Below are 16,866 nucleotides of genomic sequence, written 5' to 3' on the forward strand. Positions count from 1 at the left end.
GGATGCGTGAAAAATGTTCAGAGAAACGTTCATGACAGAAACTCTTACTGGACAAACTCCTATCTTCGGCGGCAGCACGGGCGGACTGCTCACGGCTGCGTTTGAAGAAGAAAGATACGCCATCACCTGGACTAGTCCGCAAGAACAGGTGTTTGAAATGCCTACTGGTGGGGCTGCGGTAATGCGGCAGGGTGATAACCTGCTGTATTTTGCCCGGAAAGAGCAATGTATCGCTCTCGGTGCGCAGTTCCGCAACAAGTTCAAGCCCAAGATGGACAACTTCAAAATCTACCGAATCTATGCGAACGGCGAGATCCAGTATCTCCACCCGTCGGATGGAGTCTTCCCTGAGAAGGTGAACCAGGGACGGACTTACTTCGGTAAGAACGATCGCAGTATCGGTCAAAATCCTGAAGCTGCATCACTCAAGTTCACGGGCAAAAACACCTACGATTCGTAGCGTTGCATTCACCGAAAGATAAATTTGGGAGCAGATTCGTCTGCTCTTTTTTTGTTTCTTCTAATTTGAAACCATAGGAAGCCGAGTTTTCTGCAGCATTAGCGGCTAGAAGTTTAAGTGACGATCGCAACTGTTCAAACCGCTTCCCCCACGCTACCAAAGTTTCAATCCTATAGAAAAATTTCTGGATCAATGCGATGGTTTACACACCATTCGTTTACCTTTGCTTGAATCTGTGCAGCTTGATTCGCAGCAAGATCTTGCTGCCATTGTCTAAGCTTTCCCGATCGAATGTGATTGATGTGCAGCAGAATTTCTCGATCGTAGTAATCAAACAGGTTTCGACGAATCCCTCGTTCCAGAGCGACTCAAACGGCTTTTCCTGCTGCTTCAAATACGAGGCAAAGACATCTCGAATATCGCAGTAGATGGAAATCCCTTTTGCATTGTTTTGTCTGAATTCTGCTGCGATCGTCTCACAGCACGTTGCTGATCCCATGTATGAATTTTGAAGGGGGTTTTAGAAACCGACCCTAGCAGAGAACTTTCTATCCAAGAATCCGATTTCCATTCAGCAATGCCGGCTCCTGTCAAGCGGATTCTGTCAAAGCTAATCTTATCAAAGCGAATCCTGTCGAATTAATACAGCGTCTGCACCAGTTTCTTGCGATAAACCGGCGTGAGGGGATGCTCGTCGCCCATCAGTTCAAACACCAGCAGCATCGCTTTTCTGGCCCCGTCATTGCGATATTTGCGGCTCTGAGCCACGATCGCCAAAAAACCTTCCAGCGCGGCTTCGTTGTCTTCCTGCAACGCCTGATTGACTGCTGTAAAAAAGGCGCGATCGCGATCGGTTTGATCGGTATCAGGCATTTCCTGACCTTCCTGCTGAAGCTGCACCAGATCTCGCAGTGCCTTTGCCTGAGCATAAAAGGGCTTTTCGTTTTCCTGAATATTGCTCAGCAGCTTTTCGGCAGACTCTTGCTTGCCCTGACCCATTAGGAACCGTGCGGCAGAAATCACCAGCTTGCCGTTCTTGGGATATTTCTCAATGAGCCGCGCAAATAATACCTTCGCTTCTTCGACTTCGCTTGCTGCCATTGCTACGCGAATCGCGTCGAGTCCGGCATCCAGCTCAGACTTCAAATTCAGGTTTGCAAGCAACTGACGCAGTTTCGGCTCAGGTAACACTCCCACAAATCCGGGATGCACTTCTCCCTGGTTCACCACTCGCACATCCGGCACACCTTCAACGTGATACTGATTCGCCAACTCCGGGCTTTGATCAATGTCTACCTTTGCCAGCACAAAATTATATTCCTGCGCCAGCTTTTCCAGCATTGGCTTCAGCATCTGACAGGGACCGCACCACGTTGCGTAGAAATCAATGAGAACGGGGCAATCGTAGGACGCCTGAACGACTTCAGTATCGAAATTGGTGGTATTGATGTCGAGAGAAGTGCCCATAGTGTGGTGAGGGGTAATGGAGTGAGGGGATGGGGAGATGCGGCGGGTAATTGAAAAGGAGTAAGGGGAGGAATCAAAAAAAAGGGCGAAGGTTATGTGAATAAACCTCCATCCCTTTATTTTTGCAAATGTTTTTACATCTGACTGTGCCTGCTTCGAGTTTCAAAGTCCCCCGTTTATGAATGATTTAGGGGGTAATAAGGGGCAATACAGAATGTTAAACATTCCTCAAATAAATGATCAGGCAATGGTTCTAAAGCAGATAAAGCAGGACAAAGAGAACCACCCACACCACGTCAACGAAGTGCCAGTAGAGTTCAGCCGCTTCGATGCCAAAGTGATGTTCGCTGGAATAGTGGGCGCGGTTTCTCGATCGCCACAATACTGACAGAATCAGCACCAGCCCGAACAAAACGTGCAGACCGTGGAAGCCTGTTAGCACATAAAAGGTACTGGCGTAGAGGTTTGTTTTCAGCCCGAATTCCAGGTGAAAATATTCGTAGAGCTGACCGATCAGGAAAATGACGCCCATCAGCCCTGTAGCTGCAAACCAGGCGCGGAATTTAGCAACGTTGTTTTGCTTGATGGCAGTGTCAGCGTTGTGAATTACAAAACTACTCGACACCAGCAAAATGGTGTTAATTCCGGGCAGCAGCAGTTCCCGTTCCGGCGTACCTTCAGGGGGCCAATTCGGATAAACCGCGCGGAAGGTGAGATAGGCCACAAACAGCCCCAGGAAGATCATGCTTTCTGCAACCAGAAAAACGATGATCCCAAAAATGCGGAAGTCGGGATGCTCTTCGTGGGCGGCTGCGCTGGGGGTGTCGTAGTGCTGTCCAACCCGATCGACAGCCGTTCCTTCGATTGATCCTTGCATAGAGTCTCCAGTTGCTAGGGTCTAGGGTTAAGACAGAGGCGAAGAGTCAGGCTGAAGCTGAGGCGACGTAAGTGGCGGCTCGTTTTCGCGGTTGTCCACTTCTGGGTCAACGCCGTAGTCATAAGGACCATGCGTCAGGACGGGCAGCACCTCGAAGTTTTCGATCGCCGGAGGAGAAGTCGTCATCCATTCCAGCGTCAGCGCATTCCAGGGGTTATCGCCTGCGGGTTTGCCTTTCCACCAGCTCCAAATCGCATTGATCAAGAAGGGAAAGGTGGAAACGGCGAGAATGTAAGCTCCCACGGTTGCCATTTGGTTCAGCGACGTAAAGCGCGGATCGTACATGGCAATCCGGCGGTTCATGCCCATCATGCCAAGCTTGTGCATGGGCATAAAGGTGAGGTTCATGCCGATCAGCGTCAGGGCAAAGTGAATTCTCCCAAGCGTTTCGTTCATCATGCGTCCGGTCATCTTCGGGAACCAGTGATAGACTGCCGCAAAGATGCCAAACACACTGCCGCCAAACAGCACATAGTGCAGGTGCGCCACGATGAAATAGGTATCGTGAACGTGGATATCAAACGGAACGGATGCGACCATCACGCCGCTGATGCCGCCGATCACAAACATCCCCACAAAGCCCATCGCAAATAGCATCGCGCTATTGAGGGCAATTTTGCCGCCCCACATGGTGCCAAGCCAGCTAAAGATCTTGATCCCGGTGGGTACAGCGATTACCATCGTCGTGATCATAAAGAACATGCGCAGCCATGCCGGAGTGCCGCTGGTAAACATATGGTGCGCCCAGACCATTAGCCCCAGGAAAGCGATCGCCATACTGGAATACGCGACGGCTCGATAGCCAAACAGCGGTTTGCGCGAGTGAATCGGAATGATTTCTGAGATCGCTCCAAACAGCGGCAGGATCATGATGTACACCGCCGGATGGGAATAAAACCAGAACATGTGCTGATAAACGATCGGATCACCGCCGCCCAGCGGATTGAAGAATGCCGTGCCCACCAGCAAATCAAACGCCAGCAGAATCAGCGCACCTGCCAGAACGGGGGTCGAAAGCAAAACCAAGCCCGACGTTGCCAGCATTGACCAGCAGAACACAGGCATATCGTTTAAGCCCATGCTGGGGACGCGCATCTTCAGGATGGTCGTCAGGAAGTTAATCGCACCCAGGATCGAGGAGGTTCCCAGGATCAGCAAGCTAAAGATCCAGATGCCTTCACCCACTTTGCCGCTGACGATACTGAGGGGCGGATAGGATGTCCAGCCTGCCTGCGGAGCCTCGACCAGCAAACTACCCACAAGCAGAATGCCGCCGATCGGAATCATCCAGAAAGCGAGGGCATTCAGCTTGGGAAACGCCATGTCTCGCGCCCCAATCATCAGCGGAATTAAGTAGTTTGCCAGCCCCGCTCCGGCAGGAATGATCCACATAAAGATCATGATCGTGCCGTGCAGCGTCAGCAGGTTGTTGTACAGCTCTGGCGGAACCAGATCAGAAGCAGGCGTTGCCAGTTCGGTTCGCATGATGTCTGCCATCACGCCGCCGATCAAATAGAAGATAAACGAAGTGACGAGATACTGAATCCCGATCACTTTGTGGTCCGTATTAAAACTGAAGTAGTCCCGCAAGCGACGCTCGGACTTGCCGTGCCCGTGTTGCTCAACGGCTGGAGAATTTGCAGTGATTGGCATTTCTGCGTTTGTCATAAGCTCGGTTGCCAATAAAAAGACCAACAAGAAAAAGGAAAGAACATTAAGCCGCAGGCTGAAGCGACTTCAGGGTTTCGGCAGTGACGCCAAGCTCGGCAGCGACAGGAGCCAACCGGTCAGCATCCGTGCGATCGGTCAAACTCGCCACTGTTTGATCGCCCTCTTTTTGAGCGACCACCTGGGACTGAAGCCACTGATCAAACGCTTCCTGGCTTTCGACGTAGAGCTTCGCACCCATTGCGCCGTGGTAAGGTCCGCAGAGTTCCGCGCAGACGATCGGGTATTCGCCCTCCAATCTGGGCTGGAATCGCAGCTCGGCAGGTTGACCGGGGATCGCGTCCTGCTTCAGACGAAACTCAGGCAGCCAAAAGGCGTGCAGCACGTCCTGCGCTTTAATCGTCAGCTTAATGTCAGAGTTCACGGGGATGTGCAGTTCTCCCGAAGTCACGCCGCTTTCTGGATAGGTAAAGATCCAGGCGTACTGAAGCCCCATTACATCAACGCTCAGGTCAGGCTCTTTGCCCTCTGTAGAGGGGTCTGCCCCAACGCCAAGGGCTAAATGATGATGCATGGAATGGGTCTTATGGCTTTGCTGTCCATCGACGATCGGCGTTGCCATATCGGTATCTGCCATTGCCACCTGCACTTCTGGTGTACCCTCGATCGCGTCGGGATCAAAGCCACCCATATTGCGGTAGACATCAAAGCTGTAAACGCTGAGGAACAGGACGATAAACACCGGGATCGCCGTCCAGACAATTTCCAAAGTGATGTTTCCAGCGATCGGTGGACCATCGGTGGTGTCTCCCTTACGGCGACGGAAGCGAATGGCACTGATAATAATCGTGCCTTCCACCAGCAGGAAGATTCCGGTTCCCACAACCAGCATTGTGTTGAATAGCCCGTCGATTACTCTGGCATCGTCGGAAGCCTGAACGGGGAGCAATCCATGATTTTGTCCATACCAGATGCTCACCAGCGTTAGTGCAATGCCAGCCAGCATCGTCAGGATACTATTCGGAATGTTTTTCACGGTGAGTCAGGAGAGTAGGAGAACAGATACATAGTCATTAACGGGATCACCACTTTATTTACGGGATAACCATTTCAGGAATAACTATTTACGGGATAACCATTTCAGGAATGACCACTTTAGGAATGACTATGATGGTTGGAGAAAGATGTTCAACGCTTCAAATCAGGAAATGGAGCCGAGCCTTTGGATCTCAAATCGGGATGTCGAGAACTCTGATGTGAGGAATTCTTATGTTGCGACGGCAAGATTCAATGTGACGCTTAGCAAGATTAACTGGTTAAAACGCTGAAACATAGCCCAACTCCCACGTTAGCGAAAGATTCTTCTTTTAACCAACTCAAAAACTAATAAGTTGCTAAAGAAATTACAGATCCAATAGGCACTCGACCGAACCGTAATAACCGAACCAGTTGCATTAACTCTTAATGTTTTCTTTGGGATCATGTTTGCTGAATCTGTGCCTGAAGTCGATCGCCAAGGAAACCTTTCAAAATCGGTTCTCAATCCAGGTCTGAATCTAAATCTAAATCCAGATAAATCAAGTTTGAATCGCTAGAATGGAGAAAGTTAGAGACAAGGGAAAGAGTAGACTCTACCCTGATCCCGCATCACTACCGCACTCTAACATCATTGGTGGAAACATCACTAGTAGAAATTCGAGTCAAAGTTTCTGCATTACTTGTGCATTTTCGTCTCGGTCGTATGGCTAGCAATAGCACCCATCATTCTATAGACCAAGTTTTTTGATTGGTATTCCATTCGCCTGACCCCAAACGATCATTCAGATAATTTCCTCGCTAAAATTGTTCTGCCGTCGAAGTAATTCATTGACAGAATAATCCAGAGCAATCTTCGTTGCCAAGCCTGGAAGAGTGAGAAGCGATCGTTCCTTAAGCATTTGTGTTAAATTTTTCATCTCAAGAATCAAAAGAAATTCCGAAGCATTTGCTCTTTCAAGATTTGTCTATCTACAGTAGAGACTACAGCAGCCTAAAGCGGATTTCACCGTTTGCAGCCGTCGTCGCTGACGAATCGAAAAACTGATATAAGGGTAAGGTTCAAGAATTTAATTTCACAACATTACATATTGGTCAGCATCAAGCTTCTCTCTTATGGCTTGGTGGCGATCTATCTTTTGGCAGATCATGCTGCAAAATCTGCATTTAGTCTTATTTCTCTCCTTAAGCTTAATGGTTTTAATGCGAAGAGGAGATATGGCAAATGCCTGATTCCCTCCACCCAGAACTGAAATCAGATATGCTCATCCCGATTCATTCAGAAGTCCCTGAACCCCCAACCGAAAAACCCACGGCTCAACCGCGTTTCACGCCCCAGGACCGAGTCCGCCGCCTGGTCTGGAAAATGGCGATCGCAACGCTAGTCCTGATGGCGATCGGCAGCGCGACCCGCGTGATGAATGCCGGACTGGCCTGTCCCGATTGGCCCCTGTGCTACGGCACGCTGTTTCCGGCTCAGCAAATGAATCTTCAGGTGTTCCTGGAGTGGATTCATCGCCTGGATGCTGCGCTGATTGGGCTATTGGCGATCGTCCTGGTCGGCTACTCCTGGTGGAAGCGTCAGGCATTACCCGGCTGGACTCCCTGGGTTGCCACCCTCGCGCTAGGTCTGATTCTGTTTCAGGGCGTACTGGGTGGACTGACCGTAACAGAGATGCTGCGGTTTGATATTGTGACTGCCCACCTGGGAACGGCACTCGCCTTCTTTATGACGCTGCTGGTGATGGGAACACTGCTTTTGCCCCATCAGCCCACGGGAACGGTCGGTAAGCTACCCTGGCTCAGTCTGACGGCAGCCGTTCTGATTTATCTCCAGAGTATTTCGGGTGCGCTGGTGGGTTCGCGCTGGGCACTGCACCAGTGTCTTGTGGTGACCCAGCTTTGTAGCGTCATGAATATTCATCTGCTTGGCATTATTCCCGCTACGTTAATAACGCTGGCAGTTGTGATTGCTGCATGGCGCACGCCTGCCCTCAGCGGGTCGCTCCGGCAAATTTCTAACCTGGTCGGACTACTGCTGCTGCTGCAATTGACCCTTGGCTTTGCCACCTTCCGACTGCACCTCCAGGTCGAACTGCTGACGATCGCCCACCAAATGGTCGGAGCCTCGCTGCTCGGATCACTGGTTTGCTTTACTGTGCTGGGACTCCGCGATCGAAAGCCAGTTCCAACTCCACTGCAAAACGACTTCATCCAGCCTGCCTAACCCTTTATCCCTTTACCTCCTCATCTCCTCACCCCTCCACCCCGATCCTTCATTCCTTTTTCGATACAGGTTCAAAAGTAATGCAACAGACCACCTGGACAGAAACTCATAGACACCACCAAAACCTCTGGCAGGTGATGCAGAGTTACTGGCAACTGACCAAACCTCGGATTATTGTTCTCCTGTTAATCACCACCGCAGGCAGTATGTGGATTGCGGCAGAAGGCAAAGTTGATCCCTTCCTGCTGTTGGTGACTCTGCTAGGCGGCACACTGGCAGCCGCTTCCGCCAATACGATCAACTGTTTATACGATCGCGATATCGACTACGAAATGGAACGGACGCGCCATCGTCCCCTGCCATCGGGTCGAATTCAGCCGCTCCACGCGCTGCTGTTTGCGATCGGTTTAGCCGTCACTTCCTTTACGCTGCTGACGGTGTTTGCCAATCTGCTGAGTGCCTGCCTAGCGATGTCCGGGATTGTCACCTACGTCCTGGTCTACACCCACTGGTTAAAGCGACATAGCACCCAGAATATTGTGATTGGCGGGGCGGCAGGTGCGATTCCGCCTCTGGTGGGCTGGGCAGCCGTCACAGGTGATTTGAGCTGGGCAGCCTGGGTCTTTTTTGCGATCGTCTTTTTCTGGACTCCGCCCCACTTCTGGGCACTGGCAATGATGATCGAGAAAGACTATGCCAAAGTCGGCGTTCCGATGTTGCCCGTCGTCGCCGGACGCGAAGCAACCGCAAAACAAATCTGGCTCTACACGCTGCTGATGTTGCCGGTCACGCTGCTGCTAGTCTACCCCCTGCACGTCATGGGAACCTTCTACGCGATCGTCGCCCTCGCCCTCGGCGGACTCTTTCTTGCTAAAGCCTGGGAAGTACTCAAAGACCCGATGGATCAGCAAGCCGCCCGATCGCTGTTCAAATACTCCATTCTTTATCTGATGCTGCTCTCCGCAGGCATGGCGATCGATAGTCTGCCTATTACCCAGGAAATCACCAGCACGATCGCCGAAAACCTGAACACGGTAATTAGCAGCCTGCCCATTCACCTGAGCCTGTAATACTCATTCGCCATTTGTAAAGTCGCAATTTGGAATTGCAGAGCGCAGAAGTACCTGCAAGCTTGAACAATCGGCTGAAATAACAGGTTTGCTTGACACGATCGAACAAACAGAGGTGGGACACCCCACCTTTTTCTTGTCTTTTTTCTGGTTTTTTGTTTCTTTGTTGTGCTGTCCTTGTCCAATCCCCAAATCAGGGGATCAGCCGATCGCCTCTCGCAAACAGTAAACTATATCAGCTTCCTTATCCCCCTCTCCTCCTCTCCTCCTCTCCACCGCCCTTATTCGCCCCCTCCCCATGCACGGCTTCCTCAACCTCAACAAACCTGCCGGACTCACTTCTCACGACTGCGTTGCTCGTCTACGGAAACTGCTGCGAACCAAAAAGGTTGGTCATGGGGGCACGCTCGATCCCGCAGCGACAGGCGTATTGCCGATCGCCGTAGGAAAAGCGACTCGCCTGCTGCAATATCTCAGCCACCAAAAATCCTATCGAGCTACAGTTCGGTTTGGGCTGCGAACCACAACCGATGATCTGGAAGGGGAAGTTCTATCCCAGTTTGATGCCTCTGGACTCACGCAGGATCAGGTAAAGGCAGCTCTGCCCAAATTTCAGGGCACGATCGCCCAAATTCCGCCCAGCTATAGCGCGATTCAGGTTGGGGGTAAACGGCTTTATGAGCTGGCGCGATCGGGCGAGACCGTTGAGGCTCCAGTGCGAACAGTGCAAATCGATCGGCTCGAAATTCTTGATTGGCGACCGGGCGAGTATCCCGAATTAGATCTGGCGATCGACTGCGGCACGGGAACGTATATTCGATCGATTGCGCGAGATTTAGGTGATGTTTTGGGAACCGGGGGAACGCTGGCAAAATTGCTAAGAACGCGCAGCAGCGATTTTTTTTTGCAGGACAGCCTTTCGCTAGAAGCGGTTGCGGCTCAAATGGAAGCAAATGCCTTATCTCTCATGCCGCCATCGATCGCTCTGGGTCAAATGCCGATCGCGGTTCTTAATTCTGACCAAACGTTAGCCTGGTCGCAGGGAAAGCGGCTGTCTCTGGAGCAAATCCAGATTGAGCAAGAATCTTCTTATTTTCAAGTACAGAATCAGTCAGGACAATTTTTGGGCATCGGTCAGGTGCTGACTGAAGCCAATGCCCAGCCAAACGCTGTACAGGATCATCGCCTTTTGCAGCCAAAGCTCGTTTGGGATATATCTACGCGATAATCATGACTTTAATCATTCAATCGATCGCTTTCGTTCTGCTAGAGCAATCCCAATCCCTTTACGCAGGTTTGCAGAAATTGCTGTATCCTGCGAGAATCTGACCAGCTCAAAATTTACTGCATCCTGGTCAAAAGCTTTGAGCGCAGCAATCACATGGAGTTGTACGCCTGCATCTGAATCTTCTAGCAGTCGGATCAGCGCAGTGATCACCTCACTAGATTGCTTTTGATTCGAGTGTTGATTCGCTGAAATGTTACTTTCTGAAATTGCTGCAAGCTGTCCCAGGCTGTGGGCGATCGTCTGTTTGCCTTTGCTGGTCTGGCTGATAGGGTGCTGAGTATGCAACAAATCGAGCAGGTTTTGTACAGCAGTTGGGCAAAGTTCTACTTGCTTGAGCCGTCCTAACACGGTAACGATTTCAATCTGGCTTTCATCGTTCAGAATTGCGGAATTGAAGAGTGCCTGCTGTAGACAAGCCATTGCCTCTGGTGTCCCAATCCAGCCGATCGCTCGAATGATTGCCTGCTGTAACGAAGCAGGAGTGTTACTGGATTGCAGAACTTTACCGAGCTCCGAGACTGCGTCGGCTGTACCAATTCGTCCTAGCGTCAAAGCCGTTTGACAGCAGACTTCCAGATCTAAATCCCACAGCAGCGGCTTCAGGGCATGAATGACTGCATCCATTAATGCATTGTTTTCCCCAGTCAGAACCTGCGCCTGAAATCCCAACGCGCCAACGGCTGATCGTCTGACAGAACTATCGAAATCCTGTAGCGCAGCAAACAGAGCGTCTTGAATTGCGGAACTCGAAAAACGGCTTAGGGCATCGATCGCCGCCGATCTCACCGCAGGCAGCGAGTCTAATGTAAGCGGCAACAAAATGGGTACAACTTCAGGATGTTCAATCTGTGCCAGTGCCCGGATTGCCAGAAGCTTCATTTCAGGCTGATGCAGCAAATCGGTCAGCGAAGGAATCGCGGCTGCACCACAGTTTGCCAGCGCGGTTGCTGCCATGCCTGCCACATCTACACTGCAGGAAGTCTGGAGCAAATGCGTCAAGCCTTGCACGGCAAGCGGATGGCCAAACGTGCCCAAAATTCGGGCGATGTACCAACTCACTTCTTCCTCAGAATCTTCTTGCAGCAGGTTAAGTAGTGGATTAATTACTTCTTCGGGGGAACCGCTTTGCGTCGCCTCAATGCCGCAGGCAGAGATTGTCTTTGCAGCTTCCCAGCGGGTGTAGAAGTCACCTGTCTCTAGCGCGATCAGGGCACAATGCAGAACAGAGCTAACGGAATTGCTGCAATTATCAGATTCAGAAAAAGGTTCGTTAATGAATTCGGAAAGATAAGGCATAGCGGAAACAGTAAAAGTGCAGGTCGGCGATCGGGTGGACTTCTAAGGCAGGGCAAAGCAGGGCAGGGCAAAGCAGATCGGAGCAAAACAAGTCAGAGCAAAGCTTTGGATCTCCAGGGGCAGAAGGCTAAAGAGCAGTTTAGTTCACGCTGGAGGCTGTCGAAACAGTTTAGCGGCTGCGGCAAAGCAGTTTCTCTTTGGGGTGCAGTCTCTTGAGGGTTGAGTGGAAAAAGGGGCTTTCAGAAAGCGGTATATCCTGTATTTCAGCATCAAAGGCTTTGGAATGCGATCGCCTTCAGCCACAAAACGGGCACGAATTGTAAAAAACGCATATCTCTGATGCAGTTGCTTCATGGCTCGCAACCGAATGTAGCTATCAATACGAAATAAAGCTTTGAATTTTTCTAGTTTGATTACATCAGCTCAAGGGTTTCTATCTTAGATTTGCTTATTTAAAGCTAGGCGAAATCCTGAGATTAGGGAAGGAGAGCGATTAGAACGAATTGAGATTATTTCATCATTGCTCGTTTGTTTTTATAACCAGGTGTTAAGGTCGGCTTGCAATTAATTTCCTTAGCAATTTATTTTGTAAGCCTTGCAATGTCTCAAAAAAGCTTGCCAAACCTTTTCCGAGAGCCAGCTCTGCGATTTTAAGACCTGTCTAAAAAAAGCTAGGTGTCATGAAACAGTGACAGTAATTTAGCAAGATTCAGTTAGATTGTAAGAATCGTGGAATTACCCAGGCAAGTTACGATATCGAGTCGCTCTTGAACGTTTGTAGAAGGTTATTAAACTTTCAAATTTTTAACTCTGGTTACTTCTCGGCGAATAGTTTTTGATTGCTTTTAGTGTTCATAAGCTCTGTTTATAAGGACCAAAATTGTGAGCTGAAGCACTTGTAAAGCAATACTTCAAAAAATAGTTACGTGGAATACAGAAATAGAAATATGGCTGATTTTCCACCCACATAAAAGTTTGTTCGATCGCCCGCAAGCTCCATCCTGAATACTTTTGAGCCTTCGGCGTCTTCTGCTTAAACCTGAATAATGCTCATAATTCGACCTTATGCAAAAAACGCATCACTAGGATGCAAATTGCTCATTGTCGGAAACAATTGGTAACAAAATGCACCAAATGATAGATGCATTCCCCCTACGCTATGCCAATAGCAGGTTTCACCCCGCCATCCTGAGAGGATAAACCCGTGACCAGCGTGATTAGCCCTCAAGCCACGAGCTTGAACAAGTTTGAAAAAATCAAAGCCGAAAAGGACGGACTGGCAGTTAAGCAAGACCTGTCTCACTTTGCCCAAATCGGCTGGGAGGCCATTGACGAAGCCGATCGCGACTATCGCCTCAAGTGGCTGGGTGTGTTCTTTCGTCCGGTAACGCCCGGTGAATTTATGATGCGGCTGCGGATGCCTTCGGGTATTCTCACCAGCGCACAAATGAACGTGCTGGCAGACATTGTGCAGCGATACGGCGACAGCGGCAACGCAGATATCACCACCCGCCAAAACCTTCAGCTTCGCGGCATTCGGATCGAAGATATTCCCGATATCTTTAACCGCATGGATGCCGTGGGCTTGACCAGTGTGCAGTCTGGAATGGACAACGTCCGCAATATCACCGCTTCCCCGGTTGCCGGACTCGATGCCAGCGAACTGATCGACGTGCGCGATCTGGTACAGCAGGTGCAGGACATGATTACGGGCAACGGCAAAGGTAATCCTGAATTTACGAATTTGCCGCGCAAGTTCAACATTGCGATCGAAGGTGGACGCGATAACTCAGTCCATGCTGAAATCAACGATATTGCCTTTGTGCCTGCCTACGCACCGTCGGGCGACCTGGGTTTTAATATGGTGGTGGGCGGCTTCTTCTCAGCGAAACGCTGTGAAGCTGCTATCCCGATGAATGTCTGGGTTTCTCCCGCTGAAGTCGTTTCGCTCTGCCGCGCCATCCTGGAAGTCTACCGGGATAACGGACTGCGGGCAAACCGTCAAAAGTCGCGCCTGATGTGGCTAATCGACGAATGGGGACTCGATCGCTTCCGGGCTGAAGTCGAACAGCAGTTGGGACGATCGCTTGCACCTGCTGCCCCCAAAGACGAAATCGACTGGGAAAAGCGCGACCACATTGGCGTGTATCCGCAAAAGCAGCCCGGACTAAACTATGTGGGACTGCACGTTCCGGTTGGACGGCTCTTTGCTGCGGATATGTATGACCTAGCGCGACTAGCTGAAGTCTACGGCAATGGCGAAATCCGGCTCACAGTCGAGCAAAACCTGATCATTCCCCATGTGCCCGACTCCCGGCTCGATGCCCTGTTGCAAGAACCCCTGCTGCAAAAGTTTTCCATCCATCCCGCTCCGCTGAGCCGATCGCTTGTGTCTTGTACGGGCTCACAGTTCTGCAACTTTGCCCTGATCGAAACCAAAAATCGAGCCACGGCAATGATTCGCGAACTGGAATCTGAACTGGACTTTGCGCGATCGGTTCGCATTCACTGGACAGGCTGCCCCAACTCCTGTGGTCAGCCGCAGGTGGCGGAAATTGGATTGATGGGCACAAAGACTCGCAAGGACGGCAAAACCGTTGAAGGGGTCGATTTATACCTGGGCGGCAAGGTTGGCAAGGATGCTCATCTGGGCACTTGTGTTCGGAAAGGCATTCCCTGCGACGACCTTAAGCCTGTATTGCGCGAGTTGCTGATTCAGCAGTTTGGCGCAACGCCGAAAACGCTTTGATCATTGCTATGACGATCGCCGACAGCATCACAGATTAATTCACGGCTTAATTCGCGCTTAGTCATTGATTGCTGCTTCGATTCGGTTCACGGATTGTTCTAGGTCAAGGGTCATGATGCGATTGTCTGGTGTTGCAGGATAGTCTGCTCCTGCGATCGGATCAGTTCGCTTGCTTTAACTCCTTGAATTTCACTCAACTTTCATTCATAGGGTATTGAATCCATGTCCAAGATTTCGAGACGCAACTTCCTGGTAACAGCAGGTGCAACGACGGCAGCAACGCTACTAATGCACGGCTGTAGTTCCTCAGCGTCAAAGACGGATACTCAGGCGACCACCAGTGCGGCTGCTCCGATTTCGGCAGCGGATGCGCCAGAAGTAACCTCGGCTAAACTCGGCTTTATTGCCCTTACCGATGCGGCCCCCCTGATCATCGCGAAGGAAAAAGGCTTGTTTGCCAAGTACGGAATGCCCGATGTCGAAGTGACCAAGCAGGCATCCTGGGCTGTCACCCGCGACAACCTGGAACTGGGTTCTCAAGGGGGCGGAATTGACGGCGCACACATCCTCACGCCGATGCCCTACCTGATGACCACCGGCAGAATCACCAAAGGCAATAAGCCTGTGCCAATGTACATCCTGGCGCGGCTGAACGCCAACGGACAGGGCATCACGCTGGCAAATGACTACAAAGGGCTGAATGTCACTGCTGATAGCTCTCCCCTGAAGGATGCTTTTGCAAAAGCCAAGGCAGGCGGTAAGGAAATTAAGTGTGCAGTCACCTTCCCCGGCGGAACCCACGATCTTTGGATGCGTTACTGGCTGGCTGCAGGCGGCATTGACCCGACGAAGGATGTCTCGGTGATTGTGGTGCCGCCGCCTCAGATGGTTGCCAATCTTAAAGTCGGCAACATGGATGCCTTTTGTGTGGGCGAACCCTGGAACGCGCAGAGTGTGAACCAGAAAATCGGCGTGTCTGCTTTTACAACAGGCGAGATGTGGAAAGACCACCCCGAAAAAGCGCTGTCTCTGCGGGCTGACTGGGTGGATCAGAACCCGAAGGCGACCAAGGCTCTGCTGATGGCAGTTCAAGAGGCACAAATGTGGTGCGAGAAGGCTGAGAACAAAGCGGAAATGGTGGACATCGTTTCGGGTCGCCAATGGCTGAAAGTGCCCAAAGATGACATCCTCGGACGCCTCCAGGGCAACTTTGATTTCGGCGATGGTCGCAAGCTCGAGAACAGCGATCTGCTGATGAAATTCTGGGAGAATGGCGCGTCCTATCCCTACAAGAGCCACGACCTCTGGTTTGTCACTGAAGATATGCGCTGGGGCTACCTGCCGGGTGATACTGACGCGAAGAAGCTGGTGGATCAAGTAAACCGGGAAGATCTCTGGCGTGAAGCTGCTAAGGCGATCGGTCAAGATGCTGCCATTCCCAAGAGCCCCTCACGCGGCGTTGAAACCTTCTTCGATGGCGTCAAGTTCGACCCCGAAAATCCAGAGACCTACCTCAACGGCCTGGCAATCAAGAAAGCATAGTTTCAGATGTCTGACGCGGGAACGGTTCAGTTTTGAATCGCTGCGATCGTTCCCTTTCCCATTCTTTTTCCATGATCTCCTGAAACCTAGACCTGTCTTTCACGATTCTGTAAGGGCGTTTTGCAAAATGCTCCTACACGATCTGCGGTTCCTCTTCAGGAAATCTAAAACAGGAAATCTAGAATTACTTTTCCCGATCGTTCACGACCCTATCCCCCTTATCGTTTCTTTTTCTACCACTCCTCATGGCAGTTATTACCAATCGCTCCCGAAATTCGCTTGCAGCCCAGCTTCCCTCGCGAATCGCTCAATTTTTCAAGCGGGCAATTCCGACCGTGATTGCGATCGCTGTATTTCTAACCGTCTGGCAAGTTCTTTGTTCTGGAGCGGATGCAACGCTGCCTAGCCCGACCAAAGTGCTGCAAGAAACCTGGGACCCGCTGATTATCGATCCGTTCTTTCAGGGCGACGGCACAGACCAGGGCTTGTTCTGGCAGCTTGCGGCAAGTTTAAAGCGGGTGGCGGTAGGCTATACCCTGGCAGCAGCAGCGGGAATTGGTTTAGGAATTGTGATCGGCGTTAGCCTGTTCATGTTTCGCGCCCTTGACCCCATCTTTCAGGTGTTGCGAACGATTCCCCCCCTGGCATGGCTGCCGATTTCTCTGGCGGCGTTCCGCGATTCCCAACCTGCTGCCATTTTCGTGATTTTTATTACTGCGATCTGGCCCATCATCATCAATACGGCAGTGGGGGTTCGCAATATTCCCCAGGACTATAACAACGTGGCAAAGGTGCTTCAGTTATCGCGCATCGAGTATTTCTTTAACGTCCTGCTGCCTGCGGCTCTCCCCTACATCTTTACTGGACTACGGATTGCGGTCGGTCTATCGTGGCTGGCGATTATTGCAGCAGAAATGCTCACAGGCGGCGTCGGCATCGGCTTCTTTATCTGGGATGCGTACAACAGCGGCAGCTTGAGCGAAGTAATCTTGGCAGTCTTTTACGTGGGTCTGGTGGGTCTATTACTCGATCGCCTGATTAGCTTTATCGGTCATCGCATCGTCCCCGACGAACAAAACTAACCCCTTATTTCTCGCTCCCCGTATCTCCCCACCCATCCACTCCTT

Annotated in this window: 13 protein-coding genes; 7 read left to right on the forward strand and 6 right to left on the reverse strand. The window is 51.0% G+C overall.

All coding sequences use genetic code 11. From position 1 onward, the window contains the following. Positions 1 to 31 precede the first annotated feature (31 nt). Entirely contained in the window at positions 32 to 460 is a 429-nt protein-coding gene (locus NDA02_RS11950; RefSeq protein ID WP_348247771.1) for a photosystem I reaction center subunit II PsaD, read from the forward strand. A gap of 217 nt (positions 461 to 677) precedes the next feature. Here the strand turns inward: NDA02_RS11950 and NDA02_RS11955 are convergent, their stop codons facing one another. From NDA02_RS11955 to NDA02_RS11975, 5 genes are all read right to left on the reverse strand, one after another. Beyond that, the gene (locus tag NDA02_RS11955; protein ID WP_190791895.1) at positions 678 to 959 is read right to left on the reverse strand and encodes a hypothetical protein; all 282 of its coding nucleotides are present in this window, start codon (positions 957 to 959) and stop codon (positions 678 to 680) included. Between the two features lie 140 nt (positions 960 to 1,099). After that, positions 1,100 to 1,927 carry a tetratricopeptide repeat protein gene (locus NDA02_RS11960; protein ID WP_190791896.1) on the reverse strand — a complete coding sequence of 276 codons (828 nt, stop codon included), beginning with the start codon at positions 1,925 to 1,927 and terminating at the stop codon, positions 1,100 to 1,102. A gap of 253 nt (positions 1,928 to 2,180) precedes the next feature. Next, complete coding sequence (locus tag NDA02_RS11965; protein ID WP_190791897.1) at positions 2,181 to 2,804, reverse strand: heme-copper oxidase subunit III; 624 nt, start codon at positions 2,802 to 2,804, stop codon at positions 2,181 to 2,183. 27 nt (positions 2,805 to 2,831) lie between these two features. Next, a complete protein-coding gene (gene ctaD, locus NDA02_RS11970) occupies positions 2,832 to 4,532 on the reverse strand; it encodes a cytochrome c oxidase subunit I (protein WP_190791898.1) in 1,701 nt (566 codons plus the stop codon). A 46-nt stretch (positions 4,533 to 4,578) separates the two neighbouring features. Then, a complete protein-coding gene (locus NDA02_RS11975) occupies positions 4,579 to 5,568 on the reverse strand; it encodes a cytochrome c oxidase subunit II (protein ID WP_347277871.1) in 990 nt (329 codons plus the stop codon). Between the two features lie 1,224 nt (positions 5,569 to 6,792). On the opposite strand from NDA02_RS11975, the gene NDA02_RS11980 reads away from it, so the two are divergent. The 3 genes from NDA02_RS11980 (at position 6,793) to truB (ending at position 10,092) form a co-directional block, all read left to right on the forward strand. Continuing rightward, positions 6,793 to 7,794: a heme A synthase gene (locus NDA02_RS11980; RefSeq protein ID WP_242067325.1), complete on the forward strand. Its 1,002-nt coding sequence runs from the start codon at positions 6,793 to 6,795 to the stop codon at positions 7,792 to 7,794. A gap of 80 nt (positions 7,795 to 7,874) precedes the next feature. Then, positions 7,875 to 8,864 carry a heme o synthase gene (locus tag NDA02_RS11985; protein WP_190791899.1) on the forward strand — a complete coding sequence of 330 codons (990 nt, stop codon included), beginning with the start codon at positions 7,875 to 7,877 and terminating at the stop codon, positions 8,862 to 8,864. A 298-nt stretch (positions 8,865 to 9,162) separates the two neighbouring features. Beyond that, positions 9,163 to 10,092, forward strand: a complete 930-nt coding sequence (gene truB / locus NDA02_RS11990) for a tRNA pseudouridine(55) synthase TruB (protein ID WP_348247768.1) — start codon at positions 9,163 to 9,165, stop codon at positions 10,090 to 10,092. 12 nt (positions 10,093 to 10,104) lie between these two features. Here truB and NDA02_RS11995 read toward each other — a convergent pair whose 3' ends face one another. Next, positions 10,105 to 11,448: a HEAT repeat domain-containing protein gene (locus tag NDA02_RS11995; protein ID WP_348247767.1), complete on the reverse strand. Its 1,344-nt coding sequence runs from the start codon at positions 11,446 to 11,448 to the stop codon at positions 10,105 to 10,107. A 1,204-nt stretch (positions 11,449 to 12,652) separates the two neighbouring features. On the opposite strand from NDA02_RS11995, the gene NDA02_RS12000 reads away from it, so the two are divergent. The 3 genes from NDA02_RS12000 to ntrB all read left to right on the forward strand — a co-directional run bounded on the left by NDA02_RS12000 (position 12,653) and on the right by ntrB (position 16,821). Continuing rightward, on the forward strand, positions 12,653 to 14,197 hold the full coding sequence (locus NDA02_RS12000) for a ferredoxin--nitrite reductase (protein WP_348255026.1): 1,545 nt from the start codon (positions 12,653 to 12,655) through the stop codon (positions 14,195 to 14,197). Positions 14,198 to 14,419: 222 nt separating this feature from the next. Continuing rightward, positions 14,420 to 15,739: a CmpA/NrtA family ABC transporter substrate-binding protein gene (locus tag NDA02_RS12005; protein ID WP_190792506.1), complete on the forward strand. Its 1,320-nt coding sequence runs from the start codon at positions 14,420 to 14,422 to the stop codon at positions 15,737 to 15,739. 245 nt (positions 15,740 to 15,984) lie between these two features. After that, positions 15,985 to 16,821 (forward strand): nitrate ABC transporter permease, encoded by an 837-nt coding sequence (gene ntrB / locus NDA02_RS12010; protein WP_190792505.1) that lies wholly within the window; start codon positions 15,985 to 15,987, stop codon positions 16,819 to 16,821. The last annotated feature ends 45 nt before the right edge of the window (positions 16,822 to 16,866 follow it).

The sequence above is a fragment of the Leptolyngbya sp. ST-U4 genome (assembly GCF_039962215.1).
Classification (GTDB): Bacteria; Cyanobacteriota; Cyanobacteriia; order Elainellales; family Elainellaceae; genus Leptolyngbya_A.

What these genes read in the sequence shown, in the direction of transcription:
- NDA02_RS11965 (WP_190791897.1), bottom strand. Translation starts at nt 2,804, where the DNA reads ATGCAAGGATCAATCGAAGGAACGGCTGTCGATCGGGTTGGACAGCAC.
- NDA02_RS11980 (WP_242067325.1), top strand. Translation starts at nt 6,793, where the DNA reads ATGCCTGATTCCCTCCACCCAGAACTGAAATCAGATATGCTCATCCCG.
- NDA02_RS12005 (WP_190792506.1), top strand. Translation starts at nt 14,420, where the DNA reads ATGTCCAAGATTTCGAGACGCAACTTCCTGGTAACAGCAGGTGCAACG.
- ctaD (WP_190791898.1), bottom strand. Translation starts at nt 4,532, where the DNA reads ATGACAAACGCAGAAATGCCAATCACTGCAAATTCTCCAGCCGTTGAG.
- NDA02_RS11985 (WP_190791899.1), top strand. Translation starts at nt 7,875, where the DNA reads ATGCAACAGACCACCTGGACAGAAACTCATAGACACCACCAAAACCTC.
- NDA02_RS11955 (WP_190791895.1), bottom strand. Translation starts at nt 959, where the DNA reads ATGGGATCAGCAACGTGCTGTGAGACGATCGCAGCAGAATTCAGACAA.
- ntrB (WP_190792505.1), top strand. Translation starts at nt 15,985, where the DNA reads ATGGCAGTTATTACCAATCGCTCCCGAAATTCGCTTGCAGCCCAGCTT.
- NDA02_RS11960 (WP_190791896.1), bottom strand. Translation starts at nt 1,927, where the DNA reads ATGGGCACTTCTCTCGACATCAATACCACCAATTTCGATACTGAAGTC.
- truB (WP_348247768.1), top strand. Translation starts at nt 9,163, where the DNA reads ATGCACGGCTTCCTCAACCTCAACAAACCTGCCGGACTCACTTCTCAC.
- NDA02_RS11950 (WP_348247771.1), top strand. Translation starts at nt 32, where the DNA reads ATGACAGAAACTCTTACTGGACAAACTCCTATCTTCGGCGGCAGCACG.
- NDA02_RS11995 (WP_348247767.1), bottom strand. Translation starts at nt 11,448, where the DNA reads ATGCCTTATCTTTCCGAATTCATTAACGAACCTTTTTCTGAATCTGAT.